16 protein-coding genes are annotated in these 20,630 nt (G+C 48.5%); 7 read left to right on the top strand and 9 right to left on the bottom strand.

The window, feature by feature from the left end; genetic code table 11:
- Positions 1 to 46: 46 nt before the first annotated feature.
- Positions 47 to 1,090, bottom strand: coding sequence for an IS5 family transposase (locus O3C43_06075; GenBank protein ID MDA1066052.1), 1,044 nt, complete (start codon positions 1,088 to 1,090; stop codon positions 47 to 49).
- Between the two features lie 587 nt (positions 1,091 to 1,677).
- Here O3C43_06075 and O3C43_06070 point away from each other — a divergent pair.
- On the top strand, positions 1,678 to 1,962 hold the full coding sequence (locus O3C43_06070; protein ID MDA1066051.1) for a hypothetical protein: 285 nt from the start codon (positions 1,678 to 1,680) through the stop codon (positions 1,960 to 1,962).
- A 141-nt stretch (positions 1,963 to 2,103) separates the two neighbouring features.
- On the opposite strand, the gene O3C43_06065 is transcribed toward O3C43_06070, so the two are convergent.
- The 3 genes from O3C43_06065 to O3C43_06055 form a co-directional block, all read right to left on the bottom strand.
- Positions 2,104 to 3,531 carry a sulfatase gene (locus tag O3C43_06065; GenBank protein ID MDA1066050.1) on the bottom strand — a complete coding sequence of 476 codons (1,428 nt, stop codon included), beginning with the start codon at positions 3,529 to 3,531 and terminating at the stop codon, positions 2,104 to 2,106.
- Positions 3,532 to 3,594: 63 nt separating this feature from the next.
- The gene (locus O3C43_06060) at positions 3,595 to 4,179 is read right to left on the bottom strand and encodes a gluconate 2-dehydrogenase subunit 3 family protein (protein ID MDA1066049.1); all 585 of its coding nucleotides are present in this window, start codon (positions 4,177 to 4,179) and stop codon (positions 3,595 to 3,597) included.
- A 1-nt stretch (position 4,180) separates the two neighbouring features.
- Complete coding sequence (locus O3C43_06055; GenBank protein ID MDA1066048.1) at positions 4,181 to 5,887, bottom strand: GMC family oxidoreductase; 1,707 nt, start codon at positions 5,885 to 5,887, stop codon at positions 4,181 to 4,183.
- A 308-nt stretch (positions 5,888 to 6,195) separates the two neighbouring features.
- Here O3C43_06055 and O3C43_06050 point away from each other — a divergent pair, with 308 nt between their 5' ends.
- Together O3C43_06050 and O3C43_06045 are read left to right on the top strand one after the other, a co-directional pair.
- A complete protein-coding gene (locus tag O3C43_06050; GenBank protein ID MDA1066047.1) occupies positions 6,196 to 6,813 on the top strand; it encodes a hypothetical protein in 618 nt (205 codons plus the stop codon).
- 45 nt (positions 6,814 to 6,858) lie between these two features.
- Positions 6,859 to 7,620: a hypothetical protein gene (locus tag O3C43_06045; protein MDA1066046.1), complete on the top strand. Its 762-nt coding sequence runs from the start codon at positions 6,859 to 6,861 to the stop codon at positions 7,618 to 7,620.
- Positions 7,621 to 7,944: 324 nt separating this feature from the next.
- Here O3C43_06045 and dgoD read toward each other — a convergent pair whose 3' ends face one another.
- Both dgoD and O3C43_06035 read right to left on the bottom strand, forming a co-directional pair.
- Positions 7,945 to 9,150 carry a galactonate dehydratase gene (gene dgoD / locus O3C43_06040; protein MDA1066045.1) on the bottom strand — a complete coding sequence of 402 codons (1,206 nt, stop codon included), beginning with the start codon at positions 9,148 to 9,150 and terminating at the stop codon, positions 7,945 to 7,947.
- A gap of 57 nt (positions 9,151 to 9,207) precedes the next feature.
- A complete protein-coding gene (locus O3C43_06035; GenBank protein MDA1066044.1) occupies positions 9,208 to 10,998 on the bottom strand; it encodes a radical SAM protein in 1,791 nt (596 codons plus the stop codon).
- Positions 10,999 to 11,295: 297 nt separating this feature from the next.
- Between O3C43_06035 and O3C43_06030 the strand changes: the two genes are divergently transcribed.
- Complete coding sequence (locus O3C43_06030; protein ID MDA1066043.1) at positions 11,296 to 12,846, top strand: arylsulfatase; 1,551 nt, start codon at positions 11,296 to 11,298, stop codon at positions 12,844 to 12,846.
- A 10-nt stretch (positions 12,847 to 12,856) separates the two neighbouring features.
- Here O3C43_06030 and O3C43_06025 read toward each other — a convergent pair whose 3' ends face one another.
- From O3C43_06025 to O3C43_06015, 3 genes are read right to left on the bottom strand one after another with little or no spacing between them, the layout of a single operon-like run.
- A complete protein-coding gene (locus tag O3C43_06025; protein MDA1066042.1) occupies positions 12,857 to 13,633 on the bottom strand; it encodes an SDR family NAD(P)-dependent oxidoreductase in 777 nt (258 codons plus the stop codon).
- Positions 13,634 to 13,663: 30 nt separating this feature from the next.
- Entirely contained in the window at positions 13,664 to 14,920 is a 1,257-nt protein-coding gene (locus O3C43_06020) for an L-rhamnose isomerase (GenBank protein MDA1066041.1), read from the bottom strand.
- Positions 14,921 to 14,952: 32 nt separating this feature from the next.
- Complete coding sequence (locus tag O3C43_06015; protein ID MDA1066040.1) at positions 14,953 to 15,708, bottom strand: DeoR/GlpR family DNA-binding transcription regulator; 756 nt, start codon at positions 15,706 to 15,708, stop codon at positions 14,953 to 14,955.
- Between the two features lie 87 nt (positions 15,709 to 15,795).
- Here O3C43_06015 and O3C43_06010 point away from each other — a divergent pair, with 87 nt between their 5' ends.
- The 3 genes from O3C43_06010 to O3C43_06000 are packed head-to-tail and all read left to right on the top strand — an operon-like array spanning position 15,796 to position 20,279.
- Positions 15,796 to 16,560, top strand: coding sequence for a class II aldolase/adducin family protein (locus O3C43_06010; GenBank protein ID MDA1066039.1), 765 nt, complete (start codon positions 15,796 to 15,798; stop codon positions 16,558 to 16,560).
- A complete protein-coding gene (locus O3C43_06005; GenBank protein ID MDA1066038.1) occupies positions 16,557 to 18,746 on the top strand; it encodes a bifunctional rhamnulose-1-phosphate aldolase/short-chain dehydrogenase in 2,190 nt (729 codons plus the stop codon). Before O3C43_06010 ends, O3C43_06005 begins: the two co-directional genes overlap by 4 nt.
- A 48-nt stretch (positions 18,747 to 18,794) precedes the next feature.
- Entirely contained in the window at positions 18,795 to 20,279 is a 1,485-nt protein-coding gene (locus O3C43_06000) for a rhamnulokinase (GenBank protein ID MDA1066037.1), read from the top strand.
- The last annotated feature ends 351 nt before the right edge of the window (positions 20,280 to 20,630 follow it).

The following is a 20,630-nucleotide window of genomic DNA, read 5'->3' as shown; positions in this document are numbered from 1 at the left end:
TATATCTGTGTTTTTCCGGCTTTTTTGCTTTCTTTGCGTTCTTTTCCTATGCGGCGGCCTTTCGAGATGGTCTGACCAACTGGATGTAGCGTTTCATGTTGTAGGCCAAATTGCATAGTCCGATGCCCGCCGCATTGCGTTGCAATCCTATATAGCGCAGTTCGGGTCCGCCCATGCTGTTTTCTATATGGCCGAAAATATGTTCCACAAGACAGCGTATTTGCGACTTCAAGTGATTGAGTAGTTTGCTTTGCTCGCTCAAGGGATGCCCCCGCGTTGCTTTTTCATGTATGAAATTATTGATTCCAAGTTCTTCGAGCTTCTGATCTATCTCGGCGCTTTTATAGGCGCTGTCGCAGAACAATTTCCCGCCCTTGTCCTCCTCGTCAACCAAGTCGAACAGGACACGCGAATCGTGCACGCTGGCATCCGTGACCTCGTAGTCCGTCATCAGTTTGGACTCGGCGTCGGCCTTCACGTGATCCTTGTACCCATAATACGATACATTGTTTTTCTTCGTCCAGCGAGCGTCCACATCCTTCTGGCTCAGCTTATTTGGATTGGACTTCCATGCCTCGGGTGTTTGGCCGTTCTTTACCAAGTCGTTCTCCTCGCGCGTGTTGCGTTGCTTGGGCACTTCCACGAAGCTGGCGTCGACAATCGTTCCAGTCTTAGTGATGAGTCCTCGCGACTCGAGCGAACTCGTGAACAAATCGAACAGCCCCTTCACTGCGTCGGCCTGAACAAGAGCCTCGCGAAAACGCCACACCGTCGTGAAGTCCGGGGCGCAGCCTCCCAGGGGAAGCTCCAGAAAACGACAGAACGAAAGGCGATCGGTGATCTGGTATTCCACCTGCTCGTCGGAGAGATTATAGAGTCGCTGTAAAATGAGTATTTTAAACATGAATACAGGATCCAGCGGCTTTCGTCCCGCATTAGACTTCCCGGGTCTGTCGAAAACTGTTTCGAGCTTGGGCCGGAACATCTCGAAGTCAATATACTCGCTCAGCTCCAGTAGCGGGTCCTTGAGCTTGTCCAACTTGATATAACGTTCGGCTTCATCAAAAAAGGAAGGTTGATAGCATTTCATATATAACCTTCTTATTGTATATAAGCAACTGACTGTCAATGAGTTAATTTATCAAAGTGCCCTAAAGTATATTGCCAATATTGCATAAACGGGATTCCTCCTTCCATGTCTGAGTGACGAATAGCCGGGTACGCAATAAGGCTGGTCGTACTAATAAGCGGCCAGACGATCGCTGAATCAAAGTTTTTCAATCATCCGCGGTCTCCCTAAGGCTCTTCTGAAACCAGCCTTGGATTGTATTAATGGCCTGCCTGGCTTCAGACGAAATGGTAGGAGGGGGTTTATCCCCCGATCGCTTGATAGAGCTTCGAAAAATCGGGGAATAAACCCCCTCCTACAGTTCAATTTCAAACCCCTGGAACCAGAACCCCAAGAGACATCACTATGGCGAGACAGGCTTAAGTTCGCTTATGTGCTGCTCCAGTTTTGTAGGGAGCATTTAACATGAGGATACCATAAGCGTGATTAGTCCGGTCCCCAGCGACCTGTCTCGCCTAGTTGATTTCGAAGCCTGAATTCATTGTTTGATTCGAGCCAACAAAAACTTAGCATTCATCCTTCAACCTTTCTCCTTCAGCCTTTAAATAATGCTCCACCTCTTCCGTTTCATCCGCAAAGACCTCATCCAATTGAACAACGTTAAAAAGTATATCCTCTATGCCCTGGGCGAGATCCTGCTCATCGTCGTGGGTATCCTGATCGCTGTGAAGATTGGGGAAGTGAATCAGTCGAAGAGAGATCGCTTCGAGGAGCAAGATATCCTCCAACGACTCCGGGAAGAGGTTGAGCAAAGTCTAACTCGCTATCCGAGGTTTCTGGCAAATGTGAAAGAAAAGAATGAAGCTTTGGACCGAGTCGTTCAGGTGTCTTGATTCAGCAATGGCCTTATTCCCTCATTTTTTTTGCGGTATCAAAGTAACATCAGCGGATGATTACAGGGAAAGGGAGGTGCGATGGCCGTCATGTCTCAGCGTTCTGGATCGAGGCTGCCTATTCCTCAATTAGTCTTTTAATCAAAGATCGTTCGACCGGACAATCTGAAGTTGGACGGCGAGACGTGATTTGAAGGACTGTGCGAGAAACTTGAATTCGGGCTTTTGAGCAAGGTTGGTGTATTGCTCGGGATCGGATAGAATGTCGAAGAGTTCGACGCCATCGGAGGCATCTTCGCCGTATTGGATATATGAGTACTCCTGAGTTCTTAAGAGGAAGCCTTTGCGCGCGGGTGCTACCGAAAATGCTGCGTCTCGAAGTTCGATGGTTGGGTCATCGAGTAGAGAGGAGATGTCCAGGCCCTGGTTTCCTGTCGGGACTTCAAGTCCGCAGAGTTTAGCGGTGGTAGGGTAGAGGTCGATGAGTTCGGTGAGTGAATTGCAGACAGCTGGTTGTTTGCCGGGAACGCAAATGATTAGCGGAACGCCGGCAGAAGGATCTCTCAGGCTTACCTTGGACCAGAAGTCGTGTTCGCCTAAATGGTAGCCGTGGTCGCTGGTGAAGATGATGATGGTGTCGTCTTCCAAACCGGCTGATTCCAACGCGTTGAGAACCTTTCCTACTTGGGCGTCCATGTAGGCCACGGAAGCATAGTAACCACCAAGCAGTTTCTTTTGACGCCGAATGTCCATCTCCATTCCCTGGCTAGTTTTGTAATTGATGCCGGGAGTAGGAATGTCGTCCCAATCACCGGGAATCTTTGGTGGAAGTACCATTTTGTCATAGGGCTTGTAGGGCGGAAAATAATCGGCTGGTGCGACCAAGGGAACATGGGGACGGACGAAGCCAACACCTAACCAGAAAGGTTCTCCTTTACGCGATCCTGACTGTTTGTCGAATTGCTGAATGAGCTCGACTGCTTTGTCTGCCGTTCTTCCATCGGAGTGGACGAGGTCGTCTCCGTCGGCTTCAACGACCACGAAGGTGTTTCCGCCGACAGCCGGTTTCTTCCCATCAGGATTGTTTTCCAACGTTTCCGCATCACCGGGCGCGGCCCATTCTGGCCCCTGACTGTTGAATCGCTCGGTCCAGGAAAGTTCGTCGTCCGCTCCGTGGCTTCCTTCCTCAATTCCACCGGGTACTCCCATGTGGTAGATCTTGCTAACGCGAGCGGCATAGTAGCCGTTGTCCTTGAACAGTTGTGACCAGGTCTGACGGTCGCCAATGAGAGGACGCGGGTTTTTGTAGCCCAGTTCTCCAGAGGCATGCGGATAATAGCCTGACATAAATGATGCCCGAGACGGTCCACAGTAAGTTCCCTGGCAGTAGGCCCGGGTGAAGCGGACGCCCCGATCTGCTAAACGGTCGATGTTCGGGGTTTGGCACACTTGGTTACCGTAACAGGAGAGGGCGGTGTAGGTCAGATCATCAGAAATGATGAATAGAACGTTGTATTTTTTATTTCCTTCTTCGGCTTGTAAAGAGGTGACCCAAGCTGCTGCGGCCAGAGAAAGTAATAGAAAAAATACTGAGGAAAATTTGTTACGCACTAGAGCTATGTTCGATAAACGTTACCTCGATTCGCTCATGATTAGATTGCCAGTTTCGGAGGTCGGAAGGCAAGCTTGATATTTGCCAGGAATAGGATCGTACCAAGTTACATTTTTGCATACTTCCTCTGACTTAAAATAACCCACAATAGTGAGTTCACGAATTTGAGTTAAAAATGCTTTTTGAGTTTTGCCAGCGCTTGCCACGAATGCTGTCATGGCAGCGGCTTGATCTGTATCTGACATGTCATGGAATCCTGATTTGCTGAATTGTCCCAGACCGGTTGTAAAGGTAGCCTTTTCATCCGCATCCATATACTTCCCGTATACGAAGTCCATGAATTGAGGTACTCCTACATCTACGGCACCGGGCGTATTCGTCTTTGGGAAAATTAAATTCGCTACCGCTTTGGCAACCTTGCCCTGAGTTCCGCTGAGGAAATCGGGTTTCCAATTTTCGCCAGCGTTAGTCTCGCTGCTACCACCTCCCAGGCATCCTGCGATGGTTGAGGAGGAAACGGCGACACCTAGAAGTATGGATGCCCGTTTAATTGCATCCCGCCGATTCATCATAACTGCTGAGTTTTGATCGTCTATTGAATTCATCCTAAATATTTCCTTTCTGAAGTTGTTTAACTGCATGGTCAGCTGCCCTGGCTGTTAATGCCATGTAGGTGAGTGAAGGGTTTTGGCAAGCCGATGAGGTCATGCAGGATCCATCCGTCACAAACACATTGGGGGAGGCGTGAACCTGATTGAATCCGTTTAAAACGGATGTTTTCGGATCACGACCCATGCGGGCGGTACCCATCTCGTGTATACAAAGACCGGGTGCACTTCCATCGTCGAAGCCTTTGACATCCTTCAGGCCTGCCGCTTCAAGAATCTCAATGGCGGATGCCTGTGCATCTTTACGCATGGCCATTTCGTTTTCTTTGTAATCACAATCAAAGGTAACAGTAGGCTGGCCCCACTTATCGAGCAGATCATGATTCAAATACATTTTATTGTCGTGATAGGGAAGATGTTCTCCCCAGGCTCCCATTCCAAAACGCCATGGCCCTGGCTCTAGCATGTCGGCCTTAAACTCTGCTCCAAATCGATTAAACTCAGCAATGCCACGAGCCCAGTCAACGCGACTGGCGCCGCCTTGGTAGCCAAAGCCACGGATATAATCTTTTTGCGTCGTTTCTTTGCTAACGTTTCTAAAGCGTGGCACATAAATACCGTTGGGTCTCCGGCCCTTATAGTACTGGTCTTTAAAATCATCCGTGTGCCCACTGGCACCCACTTTAAAATGGTGGTCCATGAGATTGTGGCCGAGCTCTCCGCTATCGTTTCCGAATCCTTCCGGGAATCGATCCGATTTCGAGTTGAGGAGGATCGAGGTGGAAGCAACTGCCGATGCGCAGCAGAAGATGACCTTGGCGTAAAACTCTATGACTTCATTGGTTTCTGCATCGATGATTCGAGCGCCAATCGCTTTGCCTTTTTCTTTATCGTAAATCAACTCGCTAACGATTGAGAAAGGGCGAAGAGATAGATTTCCCGTTGCGAATGCGGCAGGTAAGGTGGAGGCGTTACTGCTGAAGTAAGCTCCATAGGGACAACCGCGAATACAGCGATTGCGCGATTGGCAGCCCCCACGTCCGTTGTGTGGTTGTGTTAAGTTAGCTGACCGGCCAATCGTCATGATCCGATCGGTGAACTTTTCCCTGATCTGTTCCGAAATATGGATTTCCAGGCAGTTCATTTCCCAGGGCGGGAGAAATTTTCCATCTGGCAACTGAGGCAACCCTTCGGCTTTTCCGCTGATGCCCGCAAATTCTTCTACGTGGCCATACCAAGGTGCGAGGTCTTTATAGCGGATGGGCCAGTCAACGGCCCAACTATCTTTTAAGTTTGCTTCGAAATCGATATCGCCGATCCGGTAGGATTGACGGCCCCACAAGATAGAACGTCCACCTACATGGTATCCACGCATCCAATCGAACTGTTTAACTTCGCTGTAAGGATTGTCTATATCATCCACAAACCAGTGAGCTGCCGCAGGGTGGGTGGTGTAGCCGGTACGGTTTTGCTTGGCCTGTCGTTCCAGGGTTGCCGGGGCGACTCTTCCCCCTGCTTCAAATTCCCAGGGCTCCATCATGGCAGTGGGATAATCGCCGTGTTTCACATCACGACCTCTTTCCAAGACCAATGTTTTGAGTCCCTTTTCGCTAAGCTCCTTTGCTGCCCAGCCTCCACTAATTCCTGAACCTATGACGATAGCATCGTAGGTGTTTTCTGCTGTTCCTTTACCTTGTATATTCAATTTCGGGTATGATTGGAGTTTGATTTTGGTTCTGCAGCCTTTGGCTGAGAAAACAGATTGGGTGATAAGAACAGAATAGTCCTTTCGTCCTATTCCTGATTTAACCAATCATCTTGGTCCCGCGTATAGCAAATCTAATCTTTTTTAAATAGATCCCTCCATCCTGGAAATAGGCGACTTCCTAAGAATATTAGTGATCCTGGATCGCGAGGGTTATGAGAGGCAGGTATAGATTATTCTAAGGGAAATACAGCGTTGGACTATAAAGGACTCGACGATACCAACCCAAGGGACTAGGTCTTCAAAGCTTGGCTAAGTATCCCATTTTTGTCGTCTGGATGGTCCTGGTTTTCCTATCAGGCTGTGCCTCCTTTTCTAATCGTCAAAGCGTTCGAAGTCTCGAGGAGGGTCGTGGTACCTTGGTTCAATTTTCAAGCAGAGCCCACGTTGGCGAAGTAAAAAGAGGCGATCAGCAAATTCAGTTTTTTGAAGAAAGCCTATCCCTGAATGGTACCGAGCTTTTGCTATCCAGCGGATCTTCGAATTCGAACCAGGCTGCAGGCCAGCGCCAAATGCCAATTTCGAAAATGGAGAGTGTTGCTCTTTATCCCGGAAATGTGACCCATCCCAATCAACTCCAATTGAGGTATAAAAAGGATTTGATTTTGATACAGGTTTTGGGGACGAATCGAGCGAATGACGATATTCGTACTCAGCGGCTTTACGAACTGCTGATTTCAAATGGAGTGTCGCGGGGAAGAACCGACCAATTTTATTATGTGGGTATGGATCTTTCAAAACCAGCCAAGAATTCCGATTCGAATGAAAGTTTCTTTACGGCTGCTGGAGTTCGGTTAGGAGAATTGGTTTGGGATTCCATAAAAGGCTTGGGAAGTTTGGCTATGAAGGCTGCAAAACTGTACTAACTTTTTCCCGTAGTTTCGAAACTCTTAAAATCCTGATTTAACTCAATGAAATCGTTCCCCTTTATAGTGTGTATCGTCGCTGGCCTCTATGTCGGTTATTTTATTGGAAAAAATAATCCTGTTGAAGTGCAAGTTGATAACAGGAAGCAATCGGAAGCCATTACTTCAATTGATGAAAACGCGTCTGAGGAGATTGGTTTGTTAAGAAAGCAGATTGCGGACCTCCAACAGGAGCAGACTAGTTTGACTGAGCAACTTCATGGTTACGAAGAAATGAAGCTTGAGAAATCGGCTGCTCGGGTGGAGATGAAAAGAAAATTTATCGAAATCAGAATGAAGGACTATGAAGGGATACTCGATCTTACTTCTGATCAGAAAGAACGTATCGGTGAGATTGAATGGGCACAATTCGATTATAACCGAAAATTCCGTAGCGGTGAATACACCGTGAAGGATAAACCGTTTGCGAATGAAAGAGAAGAAATAGAAAGACTACTTTCAGATGGCCAGCGCAAGATTTACGCCGACTACATTGAAGCGAGAATTGTTACCGCATTCGAATCGATAGTTGTTAGTAAGATAGGCCAAATTCCGGTGACTGTTGGTATTTCGATTGAGCAGAGAAAAGAGATCTCTGAGATTCTGTATGGGTACCTCCATCCGGATTCAGGCGCTGAAGCGAGACAACGTTGGGAGAATTTGAAACAACGTTCCTATGACAGAGAGGATCAATTACTTCTCTGGGCAGCCAAGGATGTTTTGGAAGAAGAGCAATACTTGGCTCTGCTACAGTCGTTGAAGAAGTAGGATCCGTAGGTCTTCGAATTGAGTTTACCTACGTCTGATGTAGGAGACAGCCAGCTTGCTGGCAAAATAAAAACCTGGATGTAGTCGAAATCGCCAGCAAGCTGGCTCCTACAATTGATTTCGATTCAAAAAGACGGCTTATACTTTTCGCGAAATTTTGCGTATTTCGTAGTTTAAAAATTACATGTCGAAAGTTTACCGCCTCCATAATGTGGTGGCGCGCCTTTAGACGAAGAGACAGATCAAGATGAAGAGGAGTTGTATAGCGATTCTCAGTGTTTTATTCCTGACACCCGAACACAGAAACCTGAATCACTTACCTGCCTACCAATCAACAACCGAGCCATCATCCGCATCGTATTGAGTCCTATACTCCTGCGGCTCGCCGACTTCATCCATCAGCTTGTGCTCGTCGATGGTGATGCCCAATCCCGGGCCGGTAGGAAGGGGACGATAACCGTCTCTTACGGGTGGGAGAGGTTCAGCTAAGAGCTCATGTTCGCGGTCACCACGTTCCTGGACCAGGAAGTTGGGCACGCAGCCCGCGACTTGCAGGCTGGCAGCCAACGAACACGGGCCATTTGGATTGTGCGGAGCTATCGGGGCGTAGTAGGCCTCTGCCATACCTGCGATTACTTTCAACTCGGTAATCCCTCCGGCATAGTTTACGTCCGGTTGCAGGATCATGGCGGCCCCTTTTTCCAGGATTTCGCGGAATCCCCATTTTAGGAAGACGCGTTCACCAGTTGCCAAAGGAATATGGGTCTTCTTGGCGATATCTGCCATGACGTCTACGTTCAGGGCCTGAACGATTTCTTCATAAAACCAAGGTCGGTAAGGTTCGAGTGCTTTTACCAATATGCTGGCCGTGGTTGGTTGAACGGCACCATGGAAATCAATCCCGATATCTACGTCTGGATATTTGTCGCGAAGGGCTGCAAATTTCTCCACCGCTTCATCCACCATCTTATGTCCTTCCAGGTACTTGTGGAGCTTGCGACTACCGCTGGGTCCGACCTTCATTGCCTTAACACCGGTAATTGGATCCGGTGTTCCATAAACAAATACCTTATCACGTGTCGGACCACCGAGTAATTTATAAACCGGTACGCCATAGCATTTACCGGCTATGTCCCAAAGTGCCTGGTCAATTCCAGAGGAAATGGCTGACTTGATGGGGCCGCCGCGGTAGAATGCTCCGCGATGAATAGCCTGCCAGTGATGGACCACAGGACGTGGATCTTTTCCAATTAAATAATCGCCGACCTCGAGCGCTCCAGCAGCACAAGCCTTGGCGTCGTCCTTCAGCATTTCACCCCAGCCGGTGATTCCCGCGTCGGTGGATATTTTTACGAAAACCCAGGAATTTTTTAGGACAAAGGTCTCTAGCTTGGTGACCTTGATGTTGTCGTTTGGGTTGATGGGTGCGGCTTTCGCGATTGAACTCATGGCGTTCAATCCGACCAGGGCGGGAGGTGCCATGAGCATAGAGCGGAGCCAATTACGGCGAGAAGATTTTATATTAAACATGGTGTGCTTTTATTTTAGGGTTATTGATTATTAAACTAAGAAGCGGGGGAGGTTTTGTTATTTTTTAGACAAGGCGCTTTCTCGGGCAGCTTTCATCTTTTGTTGTTTTTCTTTTGCTTTGGTGACTGAGTTTCTTGCGGCTTCGGTCACCTTAAACATGTCGAGTTCTTCTTCCAATTTGTCGATGACGGGAGTTGTTGCAAGGTCGATGTATTCCTTCTTCCTGGGATCGCGATGAACCTTCCACCATAGGAGCAATAATTTGCCCAAAAACCAGGCTGCTGGGACATAGGTTTTAACCACTTCCCAAACACGTTTCGGGTAATAAACTGGGATTGATTCTCTCTTAAATTCCGGTCGACGTTGGGTGCGGCTTTTGCGTCGAATAAGTCCTCCCTGCAAAGGGTGCAAATGTTCAAAGCGATAGCTGCCATAAAATTCAAAAATCAAGGAGATCAACCGCGGCACGATCATGTTCACCGCTGCGGCACGCCGGACGAGTGTTTCGATGTGGTCCCAGGAATAATAAATGTGCCAGGCTCGATCGTAGATACCTTCCAATTCATCTTTGCTAATGCCATCGAATTCACGGCACGCATGTTCCAGGTCGTACTTGTTCAGGTCGGGGTCCAACCAAACGCCTTTAAGGTAAAGCTCACGATGATCCACAGATCCCGGCAGCGGGGTAAGAATAAAAAACTCGAGAAGATCAACCGGGAGTTCTTTCTGAATGATTTTTATATCTCGCTCGATCGTCGTCGGTGTATCCCCTGGAAAACCTAGAATGTATCCGCAATAGGTTATCACCCGAACGCTGTGCCACGCCTGGAGCATTTTCCTGTACTCGGTGATGCGATTCTGGTTTTTCGAAACACCTTTCAAACTGGCCGGATTGATATTTTCCAATCCTAGAAAAACAAAGCGGCAACCTGCGCGCTGAGCTTTCACAATAAAATTTGGGATCGTGTGGCAAAGCGTGTCCACCTGCATGACGAAGTAGACTTCCAGTCCTTCCACTTCCCGCAAATGCGCCATGCGATCGAAGATGTCTTCCCAGTTTTTGTTTCGCGCAAAATTGTCGTCTGTGATGAAAAAAGTATCGACGCCCTCGGCTATGTGAGACCTTACGATTTCTTCCACATCGTCCGCATTGCGGAACCTGGATTTCTGTCCCTGCACATTGATAATGGTGCAAAAGCTGCAGGAGAAAGGACAACCGCGACCCGCGTCGAAGCATCCAATGGAGCGTGCATACCGACGCACGTTTTCCTTGGGTAGAAACGGCAGTGGTTCATCCTGTAAATCTGGAAGATCCTTTAGGTAATTGTAAATGGGTTTCATCTCCCCGGCATCGGCCGCCTTAAGCAGGTCTTCCAGTCGGCCTTCTGATTCGCCCGCAAACAGAGTGATGCCGAGATCCACGGCTTCTTGCAACTCAGGGGTCAAATCAGGGATCATGGATAAACAACCGCTTACGTGGAATCCACCCATGGCTACCTGGATACCTGCATCACGGAATTGACGTGCGATCGCCATGGTCCGAGGGAACTGATTGCTTTGCACACCTACCAGGCACACGAGGCCTCGGTTGTTGTTCTTCTTGAATCGTTGGATGATCTTCTTGATCGGTACCCGGGTATTGGTTTCGTCGTAGGCAGCGATCTGGAAATCTGTTTCAGGTCCGAGGATATTTCGTTGGGCGGCATCCAAGGTTAATCCGTGCAGGACCGCGAGTGAGTTGGACGGAATCCATGCTTTCCACCAGCGGATCACATAACCATTGTCATCGTAGTGAGATGGCTTGATCAGTTCTACGCAGAAGGTCTGGCGGTTCTTTACCGGAGTCATTGAAGCACTAAATATATGGATGTAGTGGGGTTAACTGGCAACCTTGGTGGGTTCGGAAACCTCTGGCAACTATTTCATCGGCAATCCAGGTGAAAATTTTTCATTTCCGATTGGTTCAACCTTTTAGAGAGCAGTTTAAACAAATATCTGGTGGAAAACCTAGACATAACCAGGGATACGGTTTTGCTCTTTGCCACAACTTACATTGATCAAAAAGCTTCCCAATACCAGATCGCTATAAAATATATACCTTTTCTTTGGATCTCCCCAGGCACCTTTTTATCTAAATAGTCCATTATGATTCGTCTCGCACATACTCTTACTAAATTGATTTACCCTACGTTGGTCCTGTTGGTGGGCGTCGGTTCACTACAAAGTGTCCAAGCCGCGGATAAGCCTAATATTATTTTCATTTATGCTGACGATATTGGCTACGGTGACTTCAGTTGCTATGGTGGCACTGGCGCTGATACGGCCTATACCGACAAATTGGCGGCGAACGGCTTACGCTTTCTATCCGGTTACTGCTCCGCTGCTACTTGTACGCCGTCCCGGTATTCTCTCCTTACAGGCCAATATGCATTTCGTAACAAGAACGCAAAGATTCTACCTGGGAACGCCCCACTCATTATTGATCCCCAAAAACCAACCATAGCCAGCTTTCTCCGGGACGAAGGTTACGCAACCGCGCTCGTGGGTAAATGGCACTTGGGATTGGGAAGTGCCGCTGAACCTTTGGATTGGAATGGTGAGATTAAACCGGGACCGCGTGAAGTAGGTTTCGAATACTCTTTTCACATTGCCGCCACCGGCGACAGGGTTCCTTCGGTTTATATCGAAAACGGATTCATCCAGGACCTGGATCCCAATGATCCCATCTCAGTGAGTTATGGGGATCCTGTAGGTAACGAACCAACAGGCATTTCTCATCCGCATCTGCTAAAAGTCCAGGCTGACGAACAACACTCAGGAACGATCGTCAACAATGTCAGCCGCATTGGTACGATGACTGGTGGACAAAAAGCACGATTTAAAGATGAAGATATGGCTGACCGGTTTGTTGAAAAAGCGGTCGGTTTTATCGAGCGCGAAAAGGACAAACCTTTCTTTCTGTATTTCGCGACTCACGATAATCATGTCCCGCGCTTACCGCATCCGCGTTTTCTAGGTTCCTCCAGTCTGGGACCCCGTGGTGATGCGATCATGGAGTTTGACTGGTGCGTGAAACAGATTGTTCTTGCGGTGGAAGAAAACGGACTCACCGAGAACACCTTGATCATTCTTTCGAGCGACAATGGCCCAGTGCTTTTTGATGGCTATTGGGACAGTGCCATTGAAATGCAGGGAGACCACAAGGCCGCCGGCCCGTGGCGCGGAGGAAAGTACGGTCGTTGGGAAGGTGGCACCCGCATGCCATTTATTGTATCCTGGCCTGGTACTATTGAATCCGGAATCTCGGAGGCTATTGTAAGCCAGGTAGACCTCTTTGCTTCCATCGCCGCGCTGGTTGGTAAGAAGCTACCCAAGGGTGCTAGCGATGATAGCCAAAATATGTTACCGGCTTTATTAGGAGAATCACCGACTGGAAGAGATTATCTGGTTGAAGAAGCGCTCGAGGACATCGCTATTCGGCAAGGAAATTGGAAATACATACCACCCGGAAAGTCTGGCACCGTACGTCATCGTCTTGGGATCGATAAGAATGAAAATACACCTGTTCCAAAGGGAGGCTTCTTGTTTCATCTGACCGAAGATCCTATGGAGCAAAACAACTTGGCAAGCCGGTATCCTGAGAAGGTTAAGGAACTGAGGGCGATCCTTGAAAAAGAGGCTCCTGGTAAGCTTTGAGATTTAGGAATTAATGCAGCGCTTGGTTGCCGATTTCAAATCCTCCGTCGATGAGCAGTGTCTGGCCGGTTACCAAGTCAGAACCTGTAATAATGCTAAGAATGGCATCTGCCACATCTTCTGGTGCACAAACGTTTTTCAGTGGGGTTACGTTTTCTTTTTGAGCAATTTTTTTGTCGTAGTTTTCACCGAGTCCTTTTCTGAGCCAGTCTCCCTTGATGATGCCGGGAGCCACGGAGTTTACTCGCGTTTGTGGTCCAAACACTCGAGCTAACGAAATGGTCATATTAACCACGGCCGCTTTTGAGCAAGAGTAGGGGATGCAGCTACCAGCAGCGTTAAAGGCTGCCGCGCTTGATACGGTGACAATTTCTCCGTTTCCAGAGGCATCTAAAAATGGCTTCGCCGCCCGAGCACACTGGAAGGGGCCCTTCAGGTTTACGTCCATGATACGTGACCAGACGTCGTCAGTCACTGCTTCCAAATCAGAATGAGGAATAAAGTCCGTTGTTCCGGCATTGTTCACCAAGATATCGAGCCTCCCAAAGGTGTCAGCGGCCATTTGCATCATTCCGCGGCATACGGAATCGTCCGCGACATCGCCTTGATAAAGGATGGCTTTGACTCCCGAGCTGTCCGCCTCAGCACGCACCTTTTCCGCTGCTTCCTTTGAATTGCCGTAGTTAATCAGAACGGAACAACCGCCTTTCGCCAGGGCCAATGCTGTTGCTGCGCCTACACCTCGGCTTGCTCCCGTAATCACTGCTGCTTTGCCTTTGATATCCATAATGTAAATCTTGCCTAAAATCTTTGTAGCTTAACTTCTCTTTGCGAGCACTTCTTTCTCATACGAATCAATCGGTGTCATTAAACCTAGATCCACCGGCGTCTCCTGGGATTCGCAATAGTGATTCCATACGGCACCGAAGGGCATGGACTTGAGTGATTCAAATAGCGCCATTCGGGAAGTATAATTGCCTTCACTTTCCAGGTTTTGCAATTTCGTAGTTGGCTCAAGCAAAGCTATCAATAAAGCGCGCAGAATGTTGCGGGTGCCAATTGACCAGGCAGCTACCCGGTTAATGCTGGCATCAAAGAAATCAAGTCCAACATGAGTGCGCTCCAGGTAGTTCCCAACTACCAATTCTCGTGCGATTGACTGTAGATCGTCGTTCAGAACGATTACGTGGTCGCTGTCCCAGCGTACACCTCGGCTGACGTGTAACAAGAGTCTGGGTACGTAGAGCATGACCGACGAGATTTTGTCCGCAATCGATTCAGTGGGGTGAAAGTGGCCTGCATCGAGACAGAGCACGGTCTGGTTTTTAATGGCATAACCCAGGTAGAATTCATGGGAACCAACCACGTAGCTTTCTGATCCCAGGCCGAAGAGTTTGCATTCTACTGCATCCAAATTGTGGGCCGGGTTCAGTTTTTCTTCCAGAGTGGCGTTAAGAGATTCTGTGAGTAACTCGCGTGGGCCTCTTCTATCTGCCGGCGTGTCTTTAAGTCCATCGGGTATCCAGATATTAGTGACGCAAGTGTTGTTGAGTTCGCGGCCAAAGAATGCACCAATCTTTCGGCTTCGTTTACCATGCTCGATCCAGAAATCACGTATATGTTTGTCGGGGTGGGAGAGGGTAAACCCATCGTTTGCGAGAGGGTGGGAAAAGTAAGTGGGGTTGAAGTCGAGTCCGAGTTCCTGTGCTTTGGCCCAGTCGACCCAGGATTGGAAGTGAGATTCTTCAATCTCCGTCCTGTCTATCTTTTTACCGCCATGATCGAGGTAGCTGGCGTGCAGGTTGAGGCGGTGTTTACCTGGCACTAAAGAGTAAACCATTTCCAGGTCGCTGCGCAGTTCATCAATTGTTCTGGCCCGACCCGGATAGTTCCCGGTTGCCATGATGCCTCCTCCGGTTATGGCTGAGTCACCTTCAAAGCCAGCAACATCATCTCCTTGCCAGCAGTGCACAGAAATCGGAATCTTTGCCAGTTGTTCAAGGGCTGTATCAGTATCTACACCGATGGTTGCATATTGTTCTTTTGCGGATGCGTAATTGGAATCGGTTGTCATAAAATTGTTGAGATTTCTGGAGGAATGATGTGTTAGGCGAGCAAAATTTCCACGCCTTGTTTCTTTATGTGGGTAATGAGATTTTTAGGTGCCTCTTTGTTTGTGACCAAGACGTCGACCGATTTCCAGCCACATAAATGTGTAAATGAATGTCGACCAATTTTGCTGGCATCGAGGCAGAACACGATCTTTTTGGCTGATTCTATCATAGCCGTTTGAATATCTATTAAAAGCATATGCGAGTTCATGATTCCGTCCTCGGTTGCACCGCCTCCACCGAGTATGGCTATGTCCGCGCTTAATGATCGGTAGGCTTTTACTGCCAATTCGCCGACAAGCACTTGCAGGCGTGGGTAGATTACGCCTCCTGTCACGACGACCTCAATTTCCCGGTGGGCCGCGTAGTGATTGGCGATGGATAAACTGTTGGTTACTATGTGTGGCGTTTTATTCTCAAGCTTCCGAGCGACTTCAAAGATGGTCGTTCCAGCATCGAGAAAGACGTTCTGATTCGGAGGGATCAAACTGGCGCACAACACTGCAACCCGTTCCTTCGCGTCTCTTTCAACCTTCTGGCGCTGAGAAAAAATAAACTCCTTGTTGGCCGCTTGTATGAGCCGCGCTCCGCCATGCGTGCGCTTGATTCGTCCGGTATCGGCCAGCTGGCCTAGATCCCGCCGCACGGTTGATAGGGAAGCATCAACCTTTTCCGATAACTCTTCCAAGGAAGCGAATTCTACTTTTTGTAGGTATTCTTCGATTAACTTGTGGCGGTGCTCGGCTTGCATGATATGGCCGAAATTGGAAGATTATGAAAGATATTGCAAACTTTTGATTTGACTATTTTTCGCCTATTAGCCGATATCTTGCAAACAATGAACGAAGCATCTTTTGAATCTCTTTTGAGTTTATGTCACCAGTTGGGTAGTCCCGAGTGGCACCTGGCAATTCTTGGTGAAGGCAATGCTTCCACACGTTTGAATGACTCCGCTTTTGCAGTGAAGGGAAGTGGGCACTCGCTTGGATCTCTGACTCGTGATGGGATCGCTATTTGCAATTTTGAAAAGCTTATCGAAGCTGCCGAATTGTCCGAAGCTATTACAGACTCTGATGCAATTCTACTCGAATCGCGAGTAAATCAGACAGGGGTAAAACCTTCTGTAGAGGCTATGTTTCATGCCTGGCTCCTTACATTGCCCGGAGTTAAATTTGTCGCGCATACCCATCCGGTTGCGGTGAATCAGATACTCTGCAGCGAGCACGGACAAATTTTCGCTGATCAACGTGTTATACCGGATCAGGTGGTCTGCTGTCAGGCCAAGTCGCTGTGGATCCCTTATGTCGATCCTGGCGTGGACCTGGCTCGGGAGATTGCAAAACGGACACGTGTTTTTATCGCCGAAAACGGAATAGCGCCGAATTCGATTCTCTGCCAAAATCATGGACTCATAACCCTGGGGCCAACGGCCGATGCAGCGTGGGGTGCCATGATCATGATGGAAAAGACAGCCCAGGTTTTTGTCGGAGCAGCATCAATCAGCAAAAACGGATTACCGGTTTTCATGCCACCAGAAGAAGTGGCCCGTATCGTGGGTCGCCCTGACGAGGAGTATCGCAGACAGATTTTAAATTTCTTATGAGCACATCTAATTATAAGCATGTAAACTATCTATGGGATGATTCTGTTGTTGAGGGGATGACTCCCCTGCAGCGACTGACCTATCGATCAAACATCCTGGGATCAGATCTACGGATCACCAACACGGGCGGTGGAAACACCTCAAGTAAAGCCGTTGAGAAAGATCCTCTTACCGGAGCTGAGGTCGATGTGCTTTGGGTAAAAGGATCCGGAGGTGATTTGCGCACCTCCAAGGATGAAAACTTCGCGTCCTTGTATATGGATAAGGTCTTCAGCCTCGAAGGTATTTACAGAAATGCTCCCGTGTCTGGTGTGAAAACCGATATCGAGGATGAGATGGTAGCGATGTATAAACACTGCACTTATGGCCTCAATCCGCGGGCATCCTCCATCGATACACCCTTGCACGCTTTTATTCCGGGAAGGCACGTAGACCATATGCATCCGAATATGGTGATCGCCATTGCAGCTGCTGAAAGAGGCGCACAGTTGACTGAGGAGATTTACGGCGACGACATGGTGTGGACTGAATGGCAACGCCCGGGGTTTGATCTCGGTTTGAGTTACCGTGATGTCATCGCTAGTAATGCTCGATGTAAGGCGATCATGATGGGGCAGCATGGGGTTATTAATTGGGCGGATGACGACAAAGCCTGTTATCAATTAACTTTGGATCTCATTGAGCGGGCATCTGCTTTCATTGAAAAAGCCTCCGAAGGGAAGCCGGTATTCGGTGGTATGAAATACGGTCAGGTATCCGAATCCCAAAGACGTAGCTATTTTGTTAAGCTGTTGCCGTGGCTTCGTGGGAAGGTTTCAAAAGACCAGCGCTTCATTGGAACGATTCAGACGGATGAAACGATGATGCAATTCGTAAATTCTTTCGATGCGGCACGGCTGGCTGAATTGGGCACGAGTTGTCCGGATCATTTTTTACGAACGAAAATAAAACCGCTCTATATTGATTGGGATGCATCGTCCGAATCGTTCGATCAACTTAAGGGAAAAATTGAAGAAGGGTTGGCGAAGTATGTAGAAGACTATCAGGCCTATTACGATCGTTGTAAGCATGCCGACTCACCGGAGATTCGCGCCGCGGTGCCTACGGTGGTTTTGATTCCGGGTTTGGGAATGATCGCGTGGGGTAAAAACAAAAGTGAATCGCGCGTTACCGCGGAGTTTTATAATTGTGCTATTGAAGTAATGCGTGGTGCTGAAGCAGTAGACCGTTACCGTGGATTGCCCGAGCAGGAAGCATTTGATATTGAGTACTGGCAACTTGAAGAAGCAAAACTTCGTCGTATGCCTCCGGAACAGTCCTTGGCTCGTCAGGTGATTGCAGTAGTTGGTGCCGGAAATGGCATCGGTCGTGAAATTGCGGAACGCATCGTGCCGGAAGGTGCTCATGTTGTCGCAGCGGATCTTAGTTTGGAAGCTGCAGAGAGCACGGTGGTAGCGATTACCGCTAAACATGGGGAAGGTATCGGAGTAGCCGGTAGCGGAATATCTTCGTGTGGACCAGCTATCGCATCGGCGGTGAATATTACTGATCGCAATTCCGTAGAGGCAATGATCGAAGAAGCCATTCTTGCCTATGGCGGCGTCGATTCCGTGGTGGTGACCGCTGGTATTTTTGTGCCACCTGACAATACCGGGCATATTGCTGACGATCGTTTTTCTCAGACGTTTGATATCAACGTGAAGGGTAGTTACATTGTGGTCGATGCGATGAAGGAGCACGTGTTTGATCTTCAAGGTCTCACGGGCAATGTGGTCCTGACTACCAGCGCCAACGCGGTGGTATCGAAGAAAGGGAGTGTGGCCTACGACACCAGTAAGGCTGCCGCTAATCACCTGGTTCGTGAACTTGCCATTGAATTGTCCCCAAACATTCGCGTAAACGCGATTGCACCCGCTACCGTGGTCAAAGGAAGCACGATGTTCCCTCGTGATCGTGTCATATCTTCATTGATTAAATACGATATCGTGTTCAACGAAAGCGATGACGATAACAGCTTGCGAAACAAGTTGGCGGAATTCTACGCTCAGCGAACTCTCACTAAGTCGCCCATCACACCTGCCGATCAAGCCGAAGCAGCTTACCTCTTGCTTACCGGAGCTCTTTCGAAAACAACCGGTCATGTCATCCCCGTCGATGGTGGCCTTGCGGATGGATTTCTGCGATAGTTTGAAGTAATTATTTTATTTATTCCCAACAGCCGATACCAACCGATAATGAACCCAGCCTCCGTTTACCTAGCGATTGATCTCGGGGCAACGAGTGGCCGGGTTATGGCTGGAATCGTTGACGATCAACGAATCGAACTTCAGGAAATGAATCGTTTCCCGACGAAGGGAATTGAAGATTCGGGCTCCTGGCATTGGGATGTGGAGAATATCCTTACCCATGTTATTGAGGGGCTAAAAAAAGCCTGTGTTACCTACGGCGACCGCATTGCAGGTATTGGAGTTGATACGTGGGGAGTGGACTACGCGCTGCTCGATAAAGAAGGTCGTCTTCTTGGGAATCCGTTTATGTACCGGGACAAGCGAACCGAAGGCATCGAGGAGCGTATCCAAAAAATAATCTCCCGCGAAACCATATACCAGGAGACCGGTATCCAGTTCATTTTTTTCAATTCGATTAACCAGCTGTTTTCTGAAAAAGAATTGCGAAGCGAAGTACTTAATCAAGCGAGTGACTTATTGTTTATGCCTGACCTCTTTAACTACTGGTTGTGCGGCGAAAAAATCCAAGAACGCTCCATGGCCAGCACTAGCCAATTGCTCAATCCAAAAACGGGAGCTTGGTCAGATGTTCTGATCGAGGCACTAGATTTTCCAAAACAGTTGTTTAAACCCATCACTGAACCCGGCACGAGAATCGGGACGCTCCTTCCTTTGATTCAGGAACAGACAGGGCTTGGTCCTGTTCCGGTTTTTGCCGTCGCAGGACACGATACCGGATCCGCGGTGGCTGGGTCGCCATTAAGAGCAGATGCCCCTGCATTCCTGAGCTCGGGTACATGGTCCCTGATGGGAATTGAGTCGGAGGTGCCTATTATAAATCAGGATTCGCGAGTCGCCAGTTACTCCAACGAAGCGGGGGTGGAGGGAACCACGCGGTTTCTGAAAAATATTTGCGGGATGTGGCTGGTGGAACTGCTGAAAGAAGAATGGCATGCTGCCGGCGACCATATTGATTACGATGGGATGATGGACCTCGCCCGGGAAGCCGAGCCCTTCCGGTCCATTATTGATCCTGATGACGCTTCCTTTGCGAGACCGGGACCTATTACTGGCCGAATTCAGCATTATTGCCGAAGGAACAAGCAGTGCGTGCCCGAAAGCAAGGCACAGTATATCCGAACTGTATTCGATAGCCTGGCCTGTAAATACCGAATTGTCTTTGATCAGTTGAAGGATTTGTCGGGAAAGTCCTTGACCGAACTTCGTGTCGTGGGCGGAGGTAGCCAGAATGACTTGTTAAATCAATGTACCGCAAATGCGCTCAATTGTCCTGTTTACGCCGGACCTATTGAAGCCACTTCTTTCGGGAACGTCCTCATGCAATTGCGGGGAGCTGGAAAAATCGGTTCTCTTGCATCTGGTCGTCAAATGGTTGTTGAGTCATTCTCTGACAAAACGTATAAGCCCATTGAATCAGGTTGTTGGGTCCGTCCTGTCATAGTACTGAGAGAGTTGATAGGGACAAAATGAATTTTATCCCGGATTATCGGAGGTATACGAAAATAGTGAATGGTTGATTTGCTCAATTGGAGGGTTTGTGAACAAATGTTTCCAAAGAGTTAGATCTGCCGCAGTTGGAAAACCTTGTGGAAGTTGAATTGGTGCATGGTTGAGGATCGTTTTCTAAACCGTAGCTTTTGGTGATTAGCCTACGGGGATTTGATAGGTGTCCGTTTCCCGCCGTTTCAGGTCGGTTTTTTGTTAAAATATTTCATTAAACTAGTTGTAATCATGATAAACTTCTCTGAGAACCCCACGGTATTTTTATTTGGCACGGTGATTGACGAGCATTTGGAATGGGATACCTAGATCATGCTGGGA

It is taken from the genome of Verrucomicrobiota bacterium (genome assembly GCA_027622555.1).
GTDB lineage: Bacteria > Verrucomicrobiota > Verrucomicrobiia > Opitutales > UBA2995 > UBA2995.
Note: the sequence above shows the minus strand (reverse complement) of the source record. Positions and strands in the feature narration are given on the sequence as shown.

Excerpts from the sequence above, each read along its gene's own strand:
- O3C43_06075 (MDA1066052.1), bottom strand. The coding sequence starts at position 1,090 with ATGAAATGCTATCAACCTTCCTTTTTTGATGAAGCCGAACGTTATATC.
- O3C43_06000 (MDA1066037.1), top strand. The coding sequence starts at position 18,795 with ATGAACCCAGCCTCCGTTTACCTAGCGATTGATCTCGGGGCAACGAGT.
- dgoD (MDA1066045.1), bottom strand. The coding sequence starts at position 9,150 with ATGTTTAATATAAAATCTTCTCGCCGTAATTGGCTCCGCTCTATGCTC.
- O3C43_06025 (MDA1066042.1), bottom strand. The coding sequence starts at position 13,633 with ATGGATATCAAAGGCAAAGCAGCAGTGATTACGGGAGCAAGCCGAGGT.
- O3C43_06045 (MDA1066046.1), top strand. The coding sequence starts at position 6,859 with ATGAAATCGTTCCCCTTTATAGTGTGTATCGTCGCTGGCCTCTATGTC.
- O3C43_06035 (MDA1066044.1), bottom strand. The coding sequence starts at position 10,998 with ATGACTCCGGTAAAGAACCGCCAGACCTTCTGCGTAGAACTGATCAAG.
- O3C43_06030 (MDA1066043.1), top strand. The coding sequence starts at position 11,296 with ATGATTCGTCTCGCACATACTCTTACTAAATTGATTTACCCTACGTTG.
- O3C43_06070 (MDA1066051.1), top strand. The coding sequence starts at position 1,678 with ATGCTCCACCTCTTCCGTTTCATCCGCAAAGACCTCATCCAATTGAAC.
- O3C43_06005 (MDA1066038.1), top strand. The coding sequence starts at position 16,557 with ATGAGCACATCTAATTATAAGCATGTAAACTATCTATGGGATGATTCT.
- O3C43_06020 (MDA1066041.1), bottom strand. The coding sequence starts at position 14,920 with ATGACAACCGATTCCAATTACGCATCCGCAAAAGAACAATATGCAACC.
- O3C43_06060 (MDA1066049.1), bottom strand. The coding sequence starts at position 4,179 with ATGAATTCAATAGACGATCAAAACTCAGCAGTTATGATGAATCGGCGG.
- O3C43_06015 (MDA1066040.1), bottom strand. The coding sequence starts at position 15,708 with ATGCAAGCCGAGCACCGCCACAAGTTAATCGAAGAATACCTACAAAAA.
- O3C43_06010 (MDA1066039.1), top strand. The coding sequence starts at position 15,796 with ATGAACGAAGCATCTTTTGAATCTCTTTTGAGTTTATGTCACCAGTTG.